The 15710-nt window shown below is 58.2% G+C and carries 17 protein-coding genes; 8 read left to right on the top strand and 9 right to left on the bottom strand.

The window, feature by feature from the left end:
• On the bottom strand, nt 1-1044 hold the full coding sequence (locus tag KUA11_RS04545) for an enoyl-CoA hydratase/isomerase family protein (protein WP_217409158.1): 1044 nt from the start codon (nt 1042-1044) through the stop codon (nt 1-3).
• A 181-nt stretch (nt 1045-1225) separates the two neighbouring features.
• Between KUA11_RS04545 and KUA11_RS04540 the strand changes: the two genes are divergently transcribed.
• Both KUA11_RS04540 and KUA11_RS17705 read left to right on the top strand, forming a co-directional pair.
• The gene (locus KUA11_RS04540; protein ID WP_217409236.1) at nt 1226-1705 is read left to right on the top strand and encodes a flavin reductase; all 480 of its coding nucleotides are present in this window, start codon (nt 1226-1228) and stop codon (nt 1703-1705) included.
• A 17-nt stretch (nt 1706-1722) separates the two neighbouring features.
• Nucleotides 1723-1845, top strand: coding sequence for a hypothetical protein (locus tag KUA11_RS17705; protein ID WP_264806520.1), 123 nt, complete (start codon nt 1723-1725; stop codon nt 1843-1845).
• Between the two features lie 23 nt (nt 1846-1868).
• Here KUA11_RS17705 and arsC read toward each other — a convergent pair whose 3' ends face one another.
• Nucleotides 1869-2219 carry an arsenate reductase (glutaredoxin) gene (gene arsC / locus KUA11_RS04535; protein ID WP_217409157.1) on the bottom strand — a complete coding sequence of 117 codons (351 nt, stop codon included), beginning with the start codon at nt 2217-2219 and terminating at the stop codon, nt 1869-1871.
• Nucleotides 2220-2567: 348 nt separating this feature from the next.
• On the opposite strand from arsC, the gene groES reads away from it, so the two are divergent.
• A complete protein-coding gene (gene groES / locus KUA11_RS04530; RefSeq protein WP_217409156.1) occupies nt 2568-2861 on the top strand; it encodes a co-chaperone GroES in 294 nt (97 codons plus the stop codon).
• Nucleotides 2862-2917: 56 nt separating this feature from the next.
• A complete protein-coding gene (gene groL, locus KUA11_RS04525) occupies nt 2918-4561 on the top strand; it encodes a chaperonin GroEL (RefSeq protein ID WP_217409155.1) in 1644 nt (547 codons plus the stop codon).
• 137 nt (nt 4562-4698) lie between these two features.
• Here the strand turns inward: groL and KUA11_RS04520 are convergent, their stop codons facing one another.
• The gene (locus KUA11_RS04520) at nt 4699-6378 is read right to left on the bottom strand and encodes a M3 family oligoendopeptidase (RefSeq protein ID WP_217409235.1); all 1680 of its coding nucleotides are present in this window, start codon (nt 6376-6378) and stop codon (nt 4699-4701) included.
• A 182-nt stretch (nt 6379-6560) separates the two neighbouring features.
• Here KUA11_RS04520 and KUA11_RS04515 point away from each other — a divergent pair, with 182 nt between their 5' ends.
• Nucleotides 6561-7409, top strand: coding sequence for a 2OG-Fe(II) oxygenase (locus KUA11_RS04515; RefSeq protein WP_217409154.1), 849 nt, complete (start codon nt 6561-6563; stop codon nt 7407-7409).
• 12 nt (nt 7410-7421) lie between these two features.
• On the opposite strand, the gene KUA11_RS04510 is transcribed toward KUA11_RS04515, so the two are convergent.
• The 3 genes from KUA11_RS04510 to gluQRS form a co-directional block, all read right to left on the bottom strand.
• Complete coding sequence (locus KUA11_RS04510; protein WP_217409153.1) at nt 7422-8630, bottom strand: pyridoxal phosphate-dependent aminotransferase; 1209 nt, start codon at nt 8628-8630, stop codon at nt 7422-7424.
• 18 nt (nt 8631-8648) lie between these two features.
• Nucleotides 8649-9851, bottom strand: a complete 1203-nt coding sequence (locus KUA11_RS04505; protein WP_166313799.1) for a pyridoxal phosphate-dependent aminotransferase — start codon at nt 9849-9851, stop codon at nt 8649-8651.
• A 133-nt stretch (nt 9852-9984) separates the two neighbouring features.
• Nucleotides 9985-10842, bottom strand: a complete 858-nt coding sequence (gene gluQRS, locus KUA11_RS04500; protein WP_217409152.1) for a tRNA glutamyl-Q(34) synthetase GluQRS — start codon at nt 10840-10842, stop codon at nt 9985-9987.
• A gap of 148 nt (nt 10843-10990) precedes the next feature.
• On the opposite strand from gluQRS, the gene KUA11_RS04495 reads away from it, so the two are divergent.
• A complete protein-coding gene (locus KUA11_RS04495; protein ID WP_254454648.1) occupies nt 10991-11560 on the top strand; it encodes an HNH endonuclease in 570 nt (189 codons plus the stop codon).
• A 6-nt stretch (nt 11561-11566) separates the two neighbouring features.
• On the opposite strand, the gene KUA11_RS04490 is transcribed toward KUA11_RS04495, so the two are convergent.
• Together KUA11_RS04490 and KUA11_RS04485 are read right to left on the bottom strand one after the other, a co-directional pair.
• On the bottom strand, nt 11567-11986 hold the full coding sequence (locus KUA11_RS04490) for a hypothetical protein (protein WP_254454647.1): 420 nt from the start codon (nt 11984-11986) through the stop codon (nt 11567-11569).
• A gap of 17 nt (nt 11987-12003) precedes the next feature.
• Complete coding sequence (locus tag KUA11_RS04485) at nt 12004-12213, bottom strand: heavy-metal-associated domain-containing protein (protein ID WP_368040921.1); 210 nt, start codon at nt 12211-12213, stop codon at nt 12004-12006.
• Between the two features lie 200 nt (nt 12214-12413).
• Between KUA11_RS04485 and KUA11_RS04480 the strand changes: the two genes are divergently transcribed.
• Nucleotides 12414-13010, top strand: coding sequence for a TadE/TadG family type IV pilus assembly protein (locus KUA11_RS04480; RefSeq protein ID WP_217409151.1), 597 nt, complete (start codon nt 12414-12416; stop codon nt 13008-13010).
• On the top strand, nt 13007-13573 hold the full coding sequence (locus KUA11_RS04475) for a TadE/TadG family type IV pilus assembly protein (protein WP_254454646.1): 567 nt from the start codon (nt 13007-13009) through the stop codon (nt 13571-13573). Before KUA11_RS04480 ends, KUA11_RS04475 begins: the two co-directional genes overlap by 4 nt.
• A gap of 7 nt (nt 13574-13580) precedes the next feature.
• On the opposite strand, the gene KUA11_RS04470 is transcribed toward KUA11_RS04475, so the two are convergent.
• Nucleotides 13581-15521 carry an OPT family oligopeptide transporter gene (locus KUA11_RS04470; protein WP_217409150.1) on the bottom strand — a complete coding sequence of 647 codons (1941 nt, stop codon included), beginning with the start codon at nt 15519-15521 and terminating at the stop codon, nt 13581-13583.
• Nucleotides 15522-15710: the final 189 nt, after the last annotated feature.

Below are 15710 nucleotides of genomic sequence, written 5' to 3'. Positions count from 1 at the left end.
CTACGTTAGGCAGGCTTCAATTTCCTCGGATGAAACGTCTTCAATCGTTTGCGGCTGCCATCTGGGGGCGTTGTCCTTGTCCACCATGCGCGCACGCACGCCCTCTGAGAAATCGGCGCGTGCGATGAGATGACGCACCGCGCGCGTTTCGAGAGCGAAGGCCTCATCGAGTGTGTGAGGTGATGCTTTCAGGATTTGCTGTATGCGCCACGTCACATGCAGCGAGAACGGACAAGCGTTCCGGAGTTGAGCGAGATCTCGGTCGGCTGTTTCGTCTTCAAGATGGCTGAGACGATGGAAGAGTTCATTCAATCCGGTATGAGGGGAAAGAGGCGCGCTGGCTGTAAAAGCGCTTAGAACAGCCGGCGAGTCTTCGTCTTTGAAGGGAGGCAGACTTTCCGACATAGCAGAAAGTTGTTTGCCTTCTGTGCTTTGTGGGCATTCGGCCAGATGTTCGACGAGAGACGCAAGACGCGCGGACGACATGAAGTGATCGGCAAATCCCATGTGGACGGCTTGGGATCCATGCATCCGGCAACCGAGCAGGGCATTGCGTAATCCATATGGAGCGGGAGAGCGGACAAGCAGCCACGAACCTCCGGCATCGGGTGTGAGACCAATGGCCGTCTCTGGCATGGCAAGCACGGCGCGTTCCGTCACCACGCGATGCCGGGCATGAGCGCCCAGTCCCACACCGCCTCCCATGGTGATGCCGTCCAGCAGGGTGATGATGGGCTTCGGGTAATGAGCGATGGCCAGCATGGCGTCGTAGGGTACGCACATGGCGGCGTGGGCAACGTCAGGCCCTTGGGTGGCGATGATATGACGCAGGGCTTTGATGTCGCCACCAGCGCAGAAAGCGCGGGGAGAGGAAGAAGCAATGACCACACGCAGAACGCCCGGATCATCGCGCCAGTCATTCAGGGTGTTCATGATCTCGTGTGCCATGTCGGGGTTGATGGCGTTGAGAGCGTTCGGTCGGTCGAGAGTGATGCGCCCGAGGCTGCGGTACCGCTCAGAACGGATGGAAGAAGGTGCGTTCATGCTGACAGGCTCCGTGTTTGCCAGAGAAACGAATTGGTGCCGGACTCCGTTTCCTCTTCAATGCCCGGTTGTGACGCCGTGCCCGATATCCTACGGATAGGCGCATAAAAGACGGCAGGTCGTCTATCAGGGAGCGGGGGATGCGGCAGTGAGCGTGAGCGCAGAGGCGTTTCGGGAGGCGATGGCGCGGCTTGGCGCGGCCGTAACGGTGGTTACGACCGGCTCACTGGCTCAGCCGGTGGGGTTTACGGCCTCTGCCGTCTGCTCTGTCACGGATGATCCGCCCACCGTTCTGGTCTGCCTCAAACGGTCGTCACGGGTGCGCCCGTCTTTCATCGAGGGAGCCGCAATGTGCGTGAATGTGCTGGCGGCAAATCAGGAAGAACTGTCAAATCGGTTTGCCGGTCCATTGAGCGCGGTAGAGCGTTTTGCTGCGGGACATTGGGAAACGCTGATGACAGGGGCTCCCGTGCTCAATGAAGCGGTTGTGTCATTGGATTGCCGCATCAGTCGACTGGTGGAAGAAGGGACGCACACCGTAATGTTCGGTCGTGTGCAGGCCCTGCGTCTTGGCTCGACAGCGCACGGGCTTGTTTATTTCAATCGGTCCTATCATCGCCTGCCTTATGTCGAGGCATTCGATGGTGTTATCGACAACTGAGCGAGAGAGCGGGCGGTATGGCAAGAAAAGTCAATCAGGATGTGCCGGTCATTACTGTCCGGGCACTCATCATCATGCATATCGTGCTGGCTGCCTTTATTGGCGTGATGGCTTGGATGGATTGGTCTGTAGCGCAATAAAAGCCGTCGTTTTCTGAGCGAAATCAGGCATCGAGAAGATCTTCTATCTGCTCTGCCGGACGACAGACCCGCGCGCCGCGTTCCGTGACGGCAATAGGGCGGTTGAGCAGAATGGGATGTGCGGCAATGGCGTCGAGAATACGGGCGTCATCAATGTCTGAGGCCGTCAGTTTAAGTTCCGCAGCCAGAGGTTCTTTGCTGCGCAGGAGCGCCTGGGCGTTCCCTTCCACCATTTTTGTCAGTTGTTCTAGCGTTTCACGGTCGGGTGGCGTCTTGAGATATTCGATCACCAGAACGTCGAGACCGGCATCCTGCATGCGGGCCAGAACTTTGCGGGACGTGCCGCAGCGTGGGTTGTGATAGAGCGTTGCCATCGTCTGGATCCTGTCATCGGCAGCCGGATATGCTGTGTTGCGCTAGCCTTTAGCGCCTTTTGAGGCGCGCCGCGAGAGAGGTGTTTCCTCATGAATGGGGCATGGAAAAGAGCGGAAACAGGCAGATAAACCTGTCGGTGTTTTCATGAAAGTTTAATTCCTAAAGACAAACTTTCCGCTCACTCTCCATTTCGTTCTTTTCCTTGACAGTGAGGGGAAGGGCACCTATCTCCTGTTCTGGCACTCCCGGGGTGGGAGTGCTAACGCACCGCGGCGTAGAGCGCGTGGCATACGACAGCGCTGCTTTCAGACGAGGGCGTTGTCGCAAGAAGTGTGGAGCGATCCATAATGACGAAATTCCGTCCCCTGCATGACCGTGTGGTGGTCCGTCGCGTCAACAGCGAAGAAAAGACTGTTGGCGGCATCATCATTCCTGACACGGCGAAAGAGAAGCCGATGGAAGGCGAAATCGTCTCCGTTGGTCCGGGTGCCCGTAACGAGCAGGGTCAGATTGTGGCGCTGGACGTCAAGGCCGGTGATCGCGTGCTGTTCGGCAAGTGGTCCGGCACCGAGGTGAAGATTGGCGGTGAAGAACTGCTGATCATGAAGGAGAGCGACATCATGGGCGTGATCGCCGGCTGATCCGGTTCTGATCCCTCTGTTTACTGTCCCTTTCATTTTCTCAAGGATGATTTCCAATGGTTGCCAAGGACGTCAAGTTCGGTGCTGATGCACGCCAGCGCATGCTGCGTGGTGTTGATATTCTCGCCGATGCTGTGAAGGTAACGCTCGGTCCGAAGGGCCGTAACGTGGTGCTCGACAAGAGCTTCGGTGCGCCCCGCATCACCAAGGACGGTGTGTCGGTCGCAAAAGAGATCGAACTGGCCGACAAGTTCGAGAACATGGGCGCACAGATGGTGCGTGAAGTGGCCTCGAAGACCAACGACACGGCCGGTGACGGCACGACCACGGCGACGGTGCTGGCTCAGGCCATCGTTCGTGAGGGTGCCAAGGCTGTTGCCGCTGGTATGAACCCGATGGACCTCAAGCGCGGCATCGACAAGGCAGTGGCTTCGGTCGTCGAAGAGTTGAAGAAGAACGCCAAGAAAGTAACGTCTCCGTCCGAGACGTCGCAGGTTGGCACGATCTCCGCCAACGGCGAGAAAGAGATCGGCGAGATGATCTCGCTGGCCATGCAGAAGGTCGGCGCCGAGGGCGTGATCACGGTTGAGGAAGCCAAGGGCATCCAGACCGAGCTCGACGTGGTCGAGGGCATGCAGTTCGACCGTGGCTACATCTCCCCGTACTTCGTGACCAACGCGGAGAAGATGACGGCGGATCTCGAGAATCCGTACATCCTCATCCACGAAAAGAAGCTCTCCTCGCTTCAGCCGATCCTGCCGCTGCTTGAGGCGGTTGTGCAGTCCGGTCGTCCGCTGGTGATCATCGCCGAGGATGTCGATGGCGAGGCGCTGGCGACACTGGTTGTCAACAAGCTGCGTGGTGGTCTGAAGATTGCGGCCGTGAAGGCTCCGGGCTTCGGTGATCGTCGCAAGGCGATGCTGGAAGACATTGCCATCCTCACGGGTGGTCAGGTCATCAGCGAAGACATCGGCATCAAGCTTGAGAACGTAACACTGCCGATGCTGGGCCAGGCCAAGAAGGTCCACATCAACAAGGAAAACACCACGATCGTCGAAGGTGCTGGCAACAGCGACGACATCAAGGGCCGTTGCAAGCAGATCCGTGCGCAGATCGAGGAGACCACCTCGGACTACGACCGTGAGAAGCTGCAGGAGCGTCTGGCGAAGCTGGCCGGTGGCGTTGCTGTCATCCGCGTCGGTGGTTCGACCGAGATCGAGGTGAAGGAGCGCAAGGACCGTGTGGATGACGCGCTGCACGCAACCCGCGCTGCCGTCGAGGAAGGCATCGTTCCGGGTGGTGGCACGGCTCTTGCCCGCGCTTCCTTGGCTCTGTCCGGCCTGCATTACCACAACGAAGACCAGAAGGTCGGCGGTGAGATCATCCGCAAGGCTCTTCAGGCTCCGCTGCGTCAGATCGCGCACAACGCGGGTGAAGATGGCGCTGTGATCGCAGGCAAAGTGCTTGAGAACAGCACTTACACCTTCGGCTTCGATGCGCAGGCGGGTGACTACAAGGATCTCGTCGCGGAAGGCATCATCGATCCGATGAAGGTCGTTCGCACGGCGCTGCAGGATGCGGCTTCGGTGGCCGGTCTGCTCATCACGACCGAAGCCATGGTCGCTGAGCGTCCGGAAAAGAAGGCGCCTGCTATGCCCGCCGGTGGCGACATGGGTGGCATGGGCGGCATGGACTTCTGATCGCAGCCAAGGGTTGCGATCGGGTCACCGGACAGCAGCTTTCGAGCTGTTGTCCGGCCGCTGGTCAGATGAAAAGGGCTTCTGCAACGATGGGTTGCAGAAGCCCTTTTTCTTTTTGGAGCGCAGATTTTTATGTGTCAGGTGGTTCGGTCGAGAAAGGCCGAGGCCTCCTTTACCACTTCGGCTAGAGCACCGGGTGCGAAGGGAGAAACCAGTCCGGCGTCGGCGATGAGTTTCGTGAAAGGAGCCGAGCCGCCCTGTTCGCAAAGCTGTTCGTAGGCGCGCATGGCCGCCGCCTCGTCACGCCGGGAAAGCAGCCACAACTGCATCGCGCAGCACAGGGCCAGTGTGTAGTCGATGTAATAGAACGGACTGCGATAGATATGGCCCTGAGCCTGCCAACGACCGCCCATCGCGGGATAGGCAAGATCGCCGTAATCACGCCAGGGCATGTAATGGCGCTCCAACTTTCGCCATGTTTCATGCCGTTCCTGCGGCGTCATGTCTGGGTGGGCGTACACTTCGTGCTGGAAGTGATCCACACAGACGCCATAGGGAAGGAAGCAGAGCGAACCGATGAGGTGCATGCGACGGAATCGTTCGGCGGCACCGTCTTCCACCATCAGATCCATGTGCGGCCACGTAAGAAACTCCAGTCCCATGGAGTTGATTTCAGCCGCTTCCATCGTTGGCCACAGTTCATCGATGCAGGGAAGCGTACGACTGCGCCAGTTCTGATAGGCATGGCCCATTTCGTGGGTGAAGACATTGATGTCGCCGTGTGTTCCATTGAAATTGGCGAAAATGAAGGGCATCCCCGCATCGGGGAATGAGGTGCAGAAACCGCCGCCCGCTTTTTCATCGCGGTTTTTCAGGTCGAGATAATTCCCTTCGACCATCATGCGAAAAAATACTCCGAGTTGACCGGGCATCCGGTCGAACATCGTCTGCGCCCGCTCGATCAGAAGGTCATACCCACCCGCAGGTTTCGGATTGCCGCGTGGATCGATGAAACTTTCATCCCAGTAACGTAATGCTGGCCATTGCATATCTTCGCGGCGTTTCTCCAGCAGCGCGGCGACGAGCGGGGTGACATGGGTCGCGACTTCATCGCGAAACAGCGCGACATCAGTCGGCCCGTAATCCACGCGCCGCATGCGTCGGTAACCCAGCGGTGTGTAGGTATCGAAGCCCAGAGTCTGGGCCATTCCATGCCGGAGATAGACCAAGCGGTCATAAAGGGTATCGAGTTCTTCACCTTTTTCGGCGAAGAAAGACCAGCGCGCCTGCTCGGCAGTGTGTCGGATGGTGCGATCGGGATGTTCCTGCCAAGGGGCGAGGCCCGAGAGGTTGACTGATTTGTTGTCGATAGTGATCCGGGCAGAGGCAAGAAGGGACGTGTAGTTGCCACTGAGGCGCGCCTCTTCTTCCAGTGCTGTTTCGATGCGGGAGTCGAAGGTCGTAATGTCGCTTTGCCAGAGTTCGACCACATGAGAACCGACTTTTTTCCTCACGTTTGCAATGAGATCGGCTGCCAGCAGTCGTTTTTTGATCTTCACCTCATGAGACGTGACCTTGGGCGTCAGTTGGTCAGCGTAGTCGCGCTCAGAGCGCGTCGCCTTATCGCGGGTGTTCTGGGAAAATCTCAGATGTACGAGAGCCGCCCAACTCTCGAATGTGCGACGTTCATGATCGAACCGATTGAGCGCCGCAGTGAGATCATTGGATTCAATGAGCGACAGGACGGCACCGAACCGACTGTCCAGTTCGGCGGCTGTCGGACGGGGGAAATTCAGGGAAGAGAAGGTGTTCATCATTGCCACATCGTGCATGGGGCCGATGGGTTCGTCCATCGTAATCGCAGCGCGATCATTGGCATGTGGCGCTCGGTTCTTGGGTTCGTGAGTTGGGGAAAGAAAATCGTCACGACACGCTATTGGGGTCTGTACAGAAAACTAGGTAATGCGCATAGAATACTACCCGCTATGGAAAAACGAACATGAGCGCTTCTTCTCTATGCAGCGTGGAAACAGCAAATGAGACACGGTTATGGAGAGAGTTCTCTTCTTCCGTTCTGACGCATTTGAATGAAAAATTTCGGCACGCTCAGCCTTTTCCTCATGTTTCCATAGACGGTCTCTTTAGCGCGGATTTTCTTGCTTCTGTTCTGGAAGAAGCACATGTATTGCCCCAGACATCTTGGGAACCTCATTATACGGCTCTTCAGAAAAAGCGTCAGCTTAACAGATGGGATGCCATGCCGCCGGCGCTTCTGTCTTATTTTACGGCCGTCAAATCTCCCGATTTTATCCAATTTCTTGAAAAGCTAACTGGTATTGCCGGTTTGCAACCGGATATCGAGCTTTTTGGTGGCGGATTGCATGAGGCCAGCCAGAACGGACACTTCCAGATTCATGTGGATTTCCAGAAGCATCCACGCACACAAAAACGCAATACTCTGGCTGTTATTACTTATCTCAATCCCGACTGGCAGGAAGAAGATGAGGGAAGTCTGGAACTGTGGAACAGTTCTACGGAACGACCGGAAGCCTTTATCGCACCGGTTTTTGGGCGCACGCTTGTCATGGAGCAGTCACCCACTGCTCTGCATGGCTATCCGGAACCGGTGAAGAAGGGATGCCGTCGCGCATTGATTGCCTATTTCTATACGGACAACACGGATCCTGATCCTCTTTTTGAAGTACAAACCACACGGTATTTGCGGCGTTCCGATATTCCGCTGGAACGGAGAGCGCAGATGTTCCTACGTGAACAATTGCCGCAGCCCATGGTGACGGGCATGCGGAAAGCCTGCTCACGTTTCCTTCATTACTTTAAAGACAAATAATAGAAGCGGCGTTTAGACGAGCGTTGCAACAAAGCGGCGCAGACGCTGGCACGCTTCAATAAGCAACGTGTCGGATGTAGCGCAGGACAGGCGCAGATAGGGCGCAAGACCGAACGCGCTTCCCGGCACCGTCGCAACGTAGGCTTCTTCCAGAAACGCCATGGCAAAGTCCGTGTCCGTGACCAGTTTTCGGCCTGCGGGCGTGGTTTTGCCGAGACATCCAGCCACACCCGGATACACATAGAACGCACCGGCGGGCACGGCACAGGTCAGGCCGGGAATGTCGCGCAACGCTTGAACCATCAGGTTTCGACGTCGCTCATAGGTGGTCACCATATCGCGGATCATATCCTGCGGACCATCGAGGGCCGCTGCTGCGGCGGCCTGCGCAACGGTGCAAATACCGGATGTGGCGTTGCTCTGGACCGATCTCATGGCGGCGATCAGGCGTTTCGGTCCTCCTGCAAACCCCACGCGCCAGCCGGTCATAGCATAGGCTTTTGCCATGCCGTTCATGGTGACGATACGATCGCGCAGGTCTGGCGCTATAGCGGCAAACGATGAAAAATGATGTTCATCGAATACGAGATGCTCGTATATTTCGTCCGATAAAACCCAGACGTCCGGCCATTTGCGAAGCACTTCTGCGATACCGCGCAAATCGCTCTCCGAACACAGTCCCCCTGTGGGGTTGTTGGGGAAGTTCAGCACTACCCACTTGGTGCGAGGTGTCATGGCAGCAGCCAGCCGTTCGGGACGCAGACTGAAGCCGTCAGCCTCGTCGCACACGGGATGAATGGGTACACCGCCGAACATCCGTGCAATCAGAGGATAACTCACCCAGTAGGGAGCGGGGACAGCCACTTCGTCACCGGGATCGATTGTCGCCATGAAGGCGTTGAAAATGACCTGCTTGCCACCGTTGCTAACCATCAGTTCGTCAGGTGCGAAGGTTAGACCGTTGTCGCGCTCGAACTTGCGCGCGATGGCTGCTTTCAGAGCCGGCGTGCCATCGACGGGGGGATATTTCGTCTCACCCCTCAGGGCCGCCTGATGAGCGGCCTCAACAGCATCCTCCGGCGTGGCGAAGTCAGGTTCGCCCAACGCCAGACTGATAATGTCGTGCCCCTGCGCTTTCAACGCGCGTGCCTGACGCGACATCTCGATGGTCGCAGGAGCGGGCAGACCATCGAGACGGTGGGCGAGAGTTGGTCCCGTCATATGCTGTGTTGGCCTCTTTTAGCGCAGTGAAGCGCAGAAACGCTGGATACGCGTGCAGGCTTCACGCAGGCTTTCCGTGTCCGTGGCGTAAGACACGCGGAAATGTCCGGCGAACATGAAGGCCGAACCATGCACCGCAGCCACACCTTCTTCGTCCAGCAGGGCCGTGACGAACGCCTCATCCGTATCAATCACGGTGCCGGAGCTTGTGCGTTTGCCAAAGCAGCCTGCCATGGACGGAAACACGTAGAACGCGCCTTCGGGGCGGGCGCAGGTCAGGCCTGTGGCCTGATTGAGCATCGACACCACCAGATCGCGGCGTTCGCGATAGGTTTCGCACATCGTGGCGATGAAGTCCTGCGGGCCGGTCAGAGCTTCCAGTGCTGCGGCTTGGGCGATGGAACAGGGGTTGGAAGTGGACTGCCCCTGCAGCTTGTTCATCGCCTTGGTCAGTTCCACCGGAGCGCCTGAAAAGCCGATGCGCCAGCCGGTCATGGCATAGGCCTTGGACACGCCGTTCATGGTCACCGTGCGGTCACGCAGGCGCGGTTCGACCTGTAGAATGGTGGCGGGTTTGAATCCGTCATAGACGAGTTTGTCATAGATATCGTCGGTGAAGATCCAGATATTGGGATGTTTGAGCAGCACGTCGCACAGAGGGCGCAGGTCTTCAGCGGAATAGGCCGCTCCTGTCGGATTGCAGGGGGAGTTGAGGAAGAACCATTTCGTCTTGGACGTGATGTTGGCTTCCAGTTCCTCAGCCGTCAGCTTGAAACCGTTCTTCGCACGACAGGGCACGACCACAGGAATACCATCGGCCAGTGCCACGATGTCGGGATAGGACACCCAGCACGGAGCGGGGATGATGGCTTCATCGCCCTTGTTGATGGTGGCGACCATGGCGTTGAAGATCACCTGCTTGCCGCCCGTGGAAACGATGATTTCCTCAGGCTTGTAATCGAGGCCGGAATCCTTGCGGAAGCGTTCGGCGACGGCGGCGCGGAGGGCCGGTGTTCCGGCAACGTCGGTGTATTTGGTCTGGCCGGTCTCGATGGCCTTGATCGCGGCCGCACGGATGTTGGCGGGTGTGTCGAAGTCGGGCTCGCCGGCCGAAAGGCTGATGATGTCGCGCCCGGCGGCCTTGAGGGCGCGCGCTTTGGCCGAGATAGCAATCGTCTGGCTGGGGCTGATCTTGTTCAGGCGGTCGGCGATGAAGGACATGGTCTCGTTCCCGAGGAAAAGAAAGCCGGCCTGATGGGCCGATGGCCGACCTCGCGTCGGCGGGGCGGGAAGATAGAATCTTTCCACCGTTTCCGAAACCGCTTCCTCATCACAAAGGGTAAGGAGGGCAGTGTCAGGAGGACAGCCCCGCAGCCTGACGGACCGAGTGCGGTGTGGCGCCCGCTTCGCGCAGGGCGCGGATGGAAAGCGCGCCATCCCGTTTTGCCAGACGCTTTCCGTTGGCGTCGCACAGGAGTGGATGAAAGGCATAAATCGGCTCTGGCCACCCCATCAATTCCTGGAGCAGTCTATGGATGGACGTGACATCGCGCAGGTCTTCTCCGCGTGTCACGAGCGTTACGCCTTGCGCGGCATCGTCATGCGTGACGCACAGATGATAGGACGCGGGCGTGTCGCGTCGTGCGAGAACGACGTCCCCGAATGCTTCGGGATGACAAGGCACCCGAGAATCATCCAACTCTCTCCACATCAAAGGCGCGCGCAGTGTCGCGAGCGCTTTCGCAACATCGAGCCGGAGCGTGTGCGGTTGTCCTTCCGCCAGACGCCGCTGCCGTTCTGCGGAGGCCATGTGTCGACAGGTTCCTGGATAGATCAGACTGCCATCGGGCGCGTGATGGGGAGCGGAAAAGGCTTCTGCGGCTTCGCGTCGGACTTCCGAGCGGGTGCAGAAGCACGGATAAAGCAGGCCGCGTTCACTGAGATGCGTCAGGGGCTCCTGATAGAGCGGCATTCTCCGGGACTGCCGTAGGACGCCGCCCTCCCACGCCAGCCCGACCCATGCGAGATCTTCGAGTGTCTCAGCGATAAACTCCTCGCGGCAGCGCGTGGTGTCGATATCTTCGATCCGCAGCAGGAAGCGCCCATGGGGGCCAGCATGATCGCGTGCGAAAAAGGCTGCAGTGACATGGCCAAGATGCAGAGGACCGGTTGGGCTTGGAGCGAAGCGGGTGGTGAAGGGCGTATCTGTCATGAGGACGTCATGCAAAAGAGCGGCCGCTTCCTTGCGAACGCTGCGAATAAGGGATTATGGTTCACGAAGAGTTCTCGACGACGCGTGACCACTGATGGCCGGTTTCGAGTACATGCCAGCAGGATCATGGGCCGTCTCCGGGAAAAGGATGCGCGCCTTGTCTAGTGGCAGTATGCACTATCCGTCACTCGTTCTGAATGCGGACTTTCGACCGCTTTCCTACTTTCCGCTTTCCCTGTGGTCATGGCAGGACACCATTCGGGCCGTGTGCCTCGATCGGGTGTCCGTGCTGAACGAATATGAAGCGGAGGTCCGTTCTCCAAGCTGTCGCATGAAGCTTCCGAGCGTGATCGCGCTCAAGGAATATGTGCCAACGGCCCGACGACCGGCTTTCACACGCTTCAATGTGTTTCTGCGGGACAATTTTTCCTGTCAGTACTGTCATGAGCAACTGCCCACACATGATCTGACCTTCGATCACGTCATTCCGCGCAGTCGTGGCGGCAAGACGACTTGGGAGAATGTCGTGGCGGCGTGCAGCTCGTGCAATCTGCTCAAGGCGTCGCATATGCCACATGAGATCAAGATATTTCCCCGTCGCCGTCCGGTTCAGCCCAATACCCGGCTGTTGCAGGAGAATGGGCGGGCCTTCCCGCCCAATTATCTGCATGAAAGCTGGCGTGACTATCTCTACTGGGATGTCGAACTGGAAAGCTGACCCCGCTTATTTGGTGTAGCTGTAGCCGTATTCTTCAGCGAGTGCCTGAAGATCCGGCGCCCCCTTCAGGTCCAGTGGAATGATCTTAGCGTGGTCGGCGCCGAAAATGGTGTTGTGATTGGTCAGGCGCTGACACTCATTGGCAGCAAGGGGGAAAGAGGTGTGAACCGCATCTCCCATCTGCTTGCGCAGGCAGCTTATATCGGTGTCATTCCATGTGCGGCCCATTTCGGGAGAGCACGCGGCAAGGGCAAGGGCGACAAAAGGAAAGGCCCGTCGCGCCATACGTTGCATGGAGGTGGCTTCCTGCTGTGCACGGGCGGCTGAATACGTCACCACGACCTCGTTGATTCCTGACATCTTGAAGGATGGGCTTGTGCCACGTCCGTTCTCTTCATTGAAGCCCGACCGTGACATTGCGCCCATGCGAAAGCAGTGCCGTCTCAGCCGATTACGGTGAATCCAGCCGCCTCAATGGAAGGAGCGAAGTTGCTCGGGCCGGTTTCCTTGGGATCATAGTCAATGGCAACCGATCCCTTTTCCAGTGATACTCGGACGGCGTGAACACCCGGAATGGCTTCGAGCGCGCGCGTGATGGCTTTCACGCACCCGTCGCATGTCATGCCTTCGACCATGAGCGTGGCTGTCTGCACTTGGTTTCCCTTTCCGTCGTCTTTGATCGTGTTCGATGGTGGTGATGAGATCATCCGCACCCTTTTGTCCAGCAAGCATCCCCCCCAGAGCCGCAACTGTCCAGAGCGAGCTTGTGGGCAGAGTGCAAAAGTTTAAACGGCCCATTAATAGCCATGCGATAAAGCTGAGCCGCTTACGCAAGGAAAGGCGGTCTGCATTCATGCCATCTGAAGACTTTCAGACAAGCGCGGAAAACGTGCGCGAAGGCGGCAGGCTTCTTCGTATGTGCGATGCGCTGCGGCATGATATGCGGCGCTTTTTCCATGACCGGGCAGGGAGCGCGGTAATCGAGTTTGCGATGCTGGTCATCCCGCTTTTGGGACTGATTTTCGCATCTTTCACCGTAAGTCTGATCTATTTTACGCAAAGCGCGTTGGACAGCGTGTCCGACGAGATGTCGCGGCTCCTGCTGACAGGGCAGGCGCCAGCCGCAGGACAGGCATCTGACTTCAAATCGTTGGCTTGTGCCAATCTTCCGTCATTCATGTCGTGTTCGCGGCTGGTCATCAATGTACAGACAGCCAACAATTATAGCGACGTTAATATCAGTATTCCCACGACGACGCTGGATTCCAGCGGGAATCTTACCGGCACGACACAATACGATCCAGGCAGTGCGAGCAGTGTCGTGGTTCTTCAGATGCTCTATGCCATGCCGGTTCTGGGAGATATCGGTGGATTTTCCGCTGTGACCACTGGCACCAATGCGCATCTTCTCGTCTCGACGTCCGTTATCAAAGTAGAGCCTTCTTCATGATGGAGTCGAAAAGACATGGCCTGTTGTGCCGTCTTTGGCGATGCCAGCGAGGTGCTGCTGCGATCGAATTCGCGCTTCTGCTGCCTGTTCTGGTGATGATGCTCGTCGGTGGGATTACGCTGGAGGACGCCGTCATCGTGTCGCGCAAAGTGACGGCAGCAGCTCGTACACTTGCGAATGTCACAACCCAGTACACGACCATGGCCGAATCCGATGTTTCGCTGGTGCTTTCGGCTTCCAAACTGGTGCTGGAGCCTTATTCCACTACGCCGGCTGGAATGGTTGTCTCGGAGCTTAGTGTGACCAGTGCGGGCACGGGAACGGTTGTGTGGAGCAGAGCCTCGGGAACAGCCACCGCACGGGCAACAGGCAGCACCGTTACGGTGCCTACGGATTCGAGCACGGCAAGTACTTCATATCTGATCTATGCCGAGGTCAGCTATGCTTACGTGCCCAGTCTGGCGTCAGCTTTCATGTCCAAAAATCTGACTCTTTCGGAAAAACTGTTCATGGTACCGCGGCGTTCGACGTCCATTCCGCTCACCAGTTCTTCCGGTTCTTAAGCGGACATCAGCAGTCGGGCTCACGCAGGACGTGTCGGACAAACCACAGGCACAAGGCAAGAAAGCCGAGCATGGCAGCAACCGAGTTCCACCATGCCGTGCCGGTGCCCAACGCCAGAAGATCGTCCGCTCCACTCAGTCCCGAGACGGCCGCCAGTGCCACACCCATGAGGCTTTCTCCCACGACGAGACCGGAGGCGATCATCGTGCCGTCATCCGCTCCGTGGTGGACTGCCTTCCGGCGTCGATCGAGAAACCATCGGAGCATTGCTCCCACGGCCAGTGTCGTGGAGACGGCGGGAGGCAGATAAAGCCCGATGCCGACAGCAAGCGGAGGCAGGGCAAGATTCCGGCGGCGTAGGAGGCGGTCCACCACGATCAGTGCGATGCCGATGCCCGCGCCGATGGCAAGCATCGTCCAGTCGAGATTTTGACGGAAAATGCCTGAAGCAATCATCGTGACGATGGCGGGCTGCGGTGCGGCGAGGGCATGGGTCGGGTCCATGCCGGGACGAGGAAGCGTGCCGGCAAAGCCATAAGCCTGATATAGCAGGTTCAGCACAATGGGCACGACCAGCGCGCCAACCCCGCATCCGAGCAGCAGCACCGCCTCCTGTTTCCATGGGGAAGCTCCCACCAGTTGGCCGGTTTTCAGATCCTGAAGATTGTCATTGGAGATGGAGGCGGAAGCGACAATGCCGGAGAGAATGACGATGGCGAACGCAATGGCCAAGTGATGGTCGTTGGCGGCGAAAACAGCAGGCAGCGCACCGAGATGCTCCATCAGCAGAATCAGCGAACAGACCATGACAGTGGCGATCAGCACGATTCCCGAAATGGGAGAGGAGGAAGAGCCCACCAGTCCGGCCATGTAACCGCAGGCGGCGGCTGTAAGAAAACCGAATACGAAGAGAAACAATGTGCCGAAAAGGGCAGCGGACAGGACGGATGTGGTAAAGGGCCAGAGAAAGACGGCGAGCATCCCCATGAATGCGAGAGCAAGAACGCCGCCGGTCAGTAGAATGGTACGAGGAGAAAGATCGCGGTCAGTGTCGCTACGAAGCGTGGTGGTTGAAAGCGCCTCTCGCACACCACGAATGACGGGTAGCGCCAGTTCGCCCAAGGTCCAGAAAGCGGCGAGAGCGATCGCCCCTGCACCGATGAAGCGGACATCGTGCAGCCAGATGGAGGTGGCGAAGGCGCTTGCTTCGAGGTGATGGGGATTGGGTGTGATGGCGGTCAGCCACGGCACCGCGATGAGCCACGAAAGGGCATAGCCTGTGAGCATGGCGAGCCCACCGGAAATCCCCACTAGATAGCCAGCGCCCAGAAGGGCCGGGGAGAAGCCTGTCGAGAGGCGGAAGACCCCTGAGCTAAGCGTCAGTGTCAGGGAAGCCCCATCGGCCAGCAGCCTGAGGCCGCCTGTGGCAAAGGACAGTGCAGCGGCCAATCCGGCTCCACTCAACAGAGCCGTCAATCCACGATGATTGCCGCCAGCTTCGGTCGCTTCCTGCCCGACCTTGAGAATCTCCGCCGCGGCCACGCCTTCGGGATAGGGTAGGCTGCTTTCGGTGACGAGCGCCCGGCGCAGGGGAATGGTGAAAAGCACACCGGTCATGCCACCTATGGCCGTCAGTCCCGCCGTCTCGATGAATGGAAAGCGTGCCCAGTGCCCAACGAGTATGAGCGCTGGGAAGACTGCGAAAACGGTGGAAATGGTCCCGGCTGCAGAAGCCTGACTCTGGACCATGTTGTTTTCCAGAATGCTGCCTCCACCGAGCATCCGCAACACAGCCATGGAAATGACGGCGGCGGGGATGGAGGACGCGAAGGTGAGACCGATTTTCAGGCCGAGATAGGTGTTGGACGCCGTGAACACGACGGTGATGAGAGCGCCGAGTATGAGGCCACGCACTGTAAGTTCGCGGGAAGAGGCAGACCGTGGCATTGAGGCTCCGCAAGGGGATGAAGGCTGTGCGTCACTCATGTTCGTGCCCAGCGCAGGGAGCCGAAACGGATTTCATTCGTTAACTCCCTGACAGGCCGATGGAATCGACGCGGATACATGCACACGGCATGATGACCGCACCCCGATGGCCTGAAAACAGGATGGGACGCGAAAAATGAAAGCGTCCCG

This window comes from Acetobacter estunensis (assembly GCF_019083805.1).
Taxonomy (GTDB): Bacteria; Pseudomonadota; Alphaproteobacteria; order Acetobacterales; family Acetobacteraceae; genus Acetobacter; species Acetobacter estunensis_A.
This window is presented reverse-complemented; position numbering and strand designations above follow the sequence as displayed.

Coding starts and splice junctions, on each gene's coding strand:
- KUA11_RS04545 (WP_217409158.1), bottom strand. CDS start 1,044: ATGAACGCACCTTCTTCCATCCGTTCTGAGCGGTACCGCAGCCTCGGG.
- KUA11_RS04540 (WP_217409236.1), top strand. CDS start 1,226: ATGGCGCGGCTTGGCGCGGCCGTAACGGTGGTTACGACCGGCTCACTG.
- KUA11_RS17705 (WP_264806520.1), top strand. CDS start 1,723: ATGGCAAGAAAAGTCAATCAGGATGTGCCGGTCATTACTGTCCGGGCA.
- arsC (WP_217409157.1), bottom strand. CDS start 2,219: ATGGCAACGCTCTATCACAACCCACGCTGCGGCACGTCCCGCAAAGTT.
- groES (WP_217409156.1), top strand. CDS start 2,568: ATGACGAAATTCCGTCCCCTGCATGACCGTGTGGTGGTCCGTCGCGTC.
- groL (WP_217409155.1), top strand. CDS start 2,918: ATGGTTGCCAAGGACGTCAAGTTCGGTGCTGATGCACGCCAGCGCATG.
- KUA11_RS04520 (WP_217409235.1), bottom strand. CDS start 6,378: ATGATGAACACCTTCTCTTCCCTGAATTTCCCCCGTCCGACAGCCGCC.
- KUA11_RS04515 (WP_217409154.1), top strand. CDS start 6,561: ATGAGCGCTTCTTCTCTATGCAGCGTGGAAACAGCAAATGAGACACGG.
- KUA11_RS04510 (WP_217409153.1), bottom strand. CDS start 8,630: ATGACGGGACCAACTCTCGCCCACCGTCTCGATGGTCTGCCCGCTCCT.
- KUA11_RS04505 (WP_166313799.1), bottom strand. CDS start 9,851: ATGTCCTTCATCGCCGACCGCCTGAACAAGATCAGCCCCAGCCAGACG.
- gluQRS (WP_217409152.1), bottom strand. CDS start 10,842: ATGACAGATACGCCCTTCACCACCCGCTTCGCTCCAAGCCCAACCGGT.
- KUA11_RS04495 (WP_254454648.1), top strand. CDS start 10,991: ATGCGCGCCTTGTCTAGTGGCAGTATGCACTATCCGTCACTCGTTCTG.
- KUA11_RS04490 (WP_254454647.1), bottom strand. CDS start 11,986: ATGGGCGCAATGTCACGGTCGGGCTTCAATGAAGAGAACGGACGTGGC.
- KUA11_RS04480 (WP_217409151.1), top strand. CDS start 12,414: ATGCCATCTGAAGACTTTCAGACAAGCGCGGAAAACGTGCGCGAAGGC.
- KUA11_RS04475 (WP_254454646.1), top strand. CDS start 13,007: ATGATGGAGTCGAAAAGACATGGCCTGTTGTGCCGTCTTTGGCGATGC.
- KUA11_RS04470 (WP_217409150.1), bottom strand. CDS start 15,521: ATGCCACGGTCTGCCTCTTCCCGCGAACTTACAGTGCGTGGCCTCATA.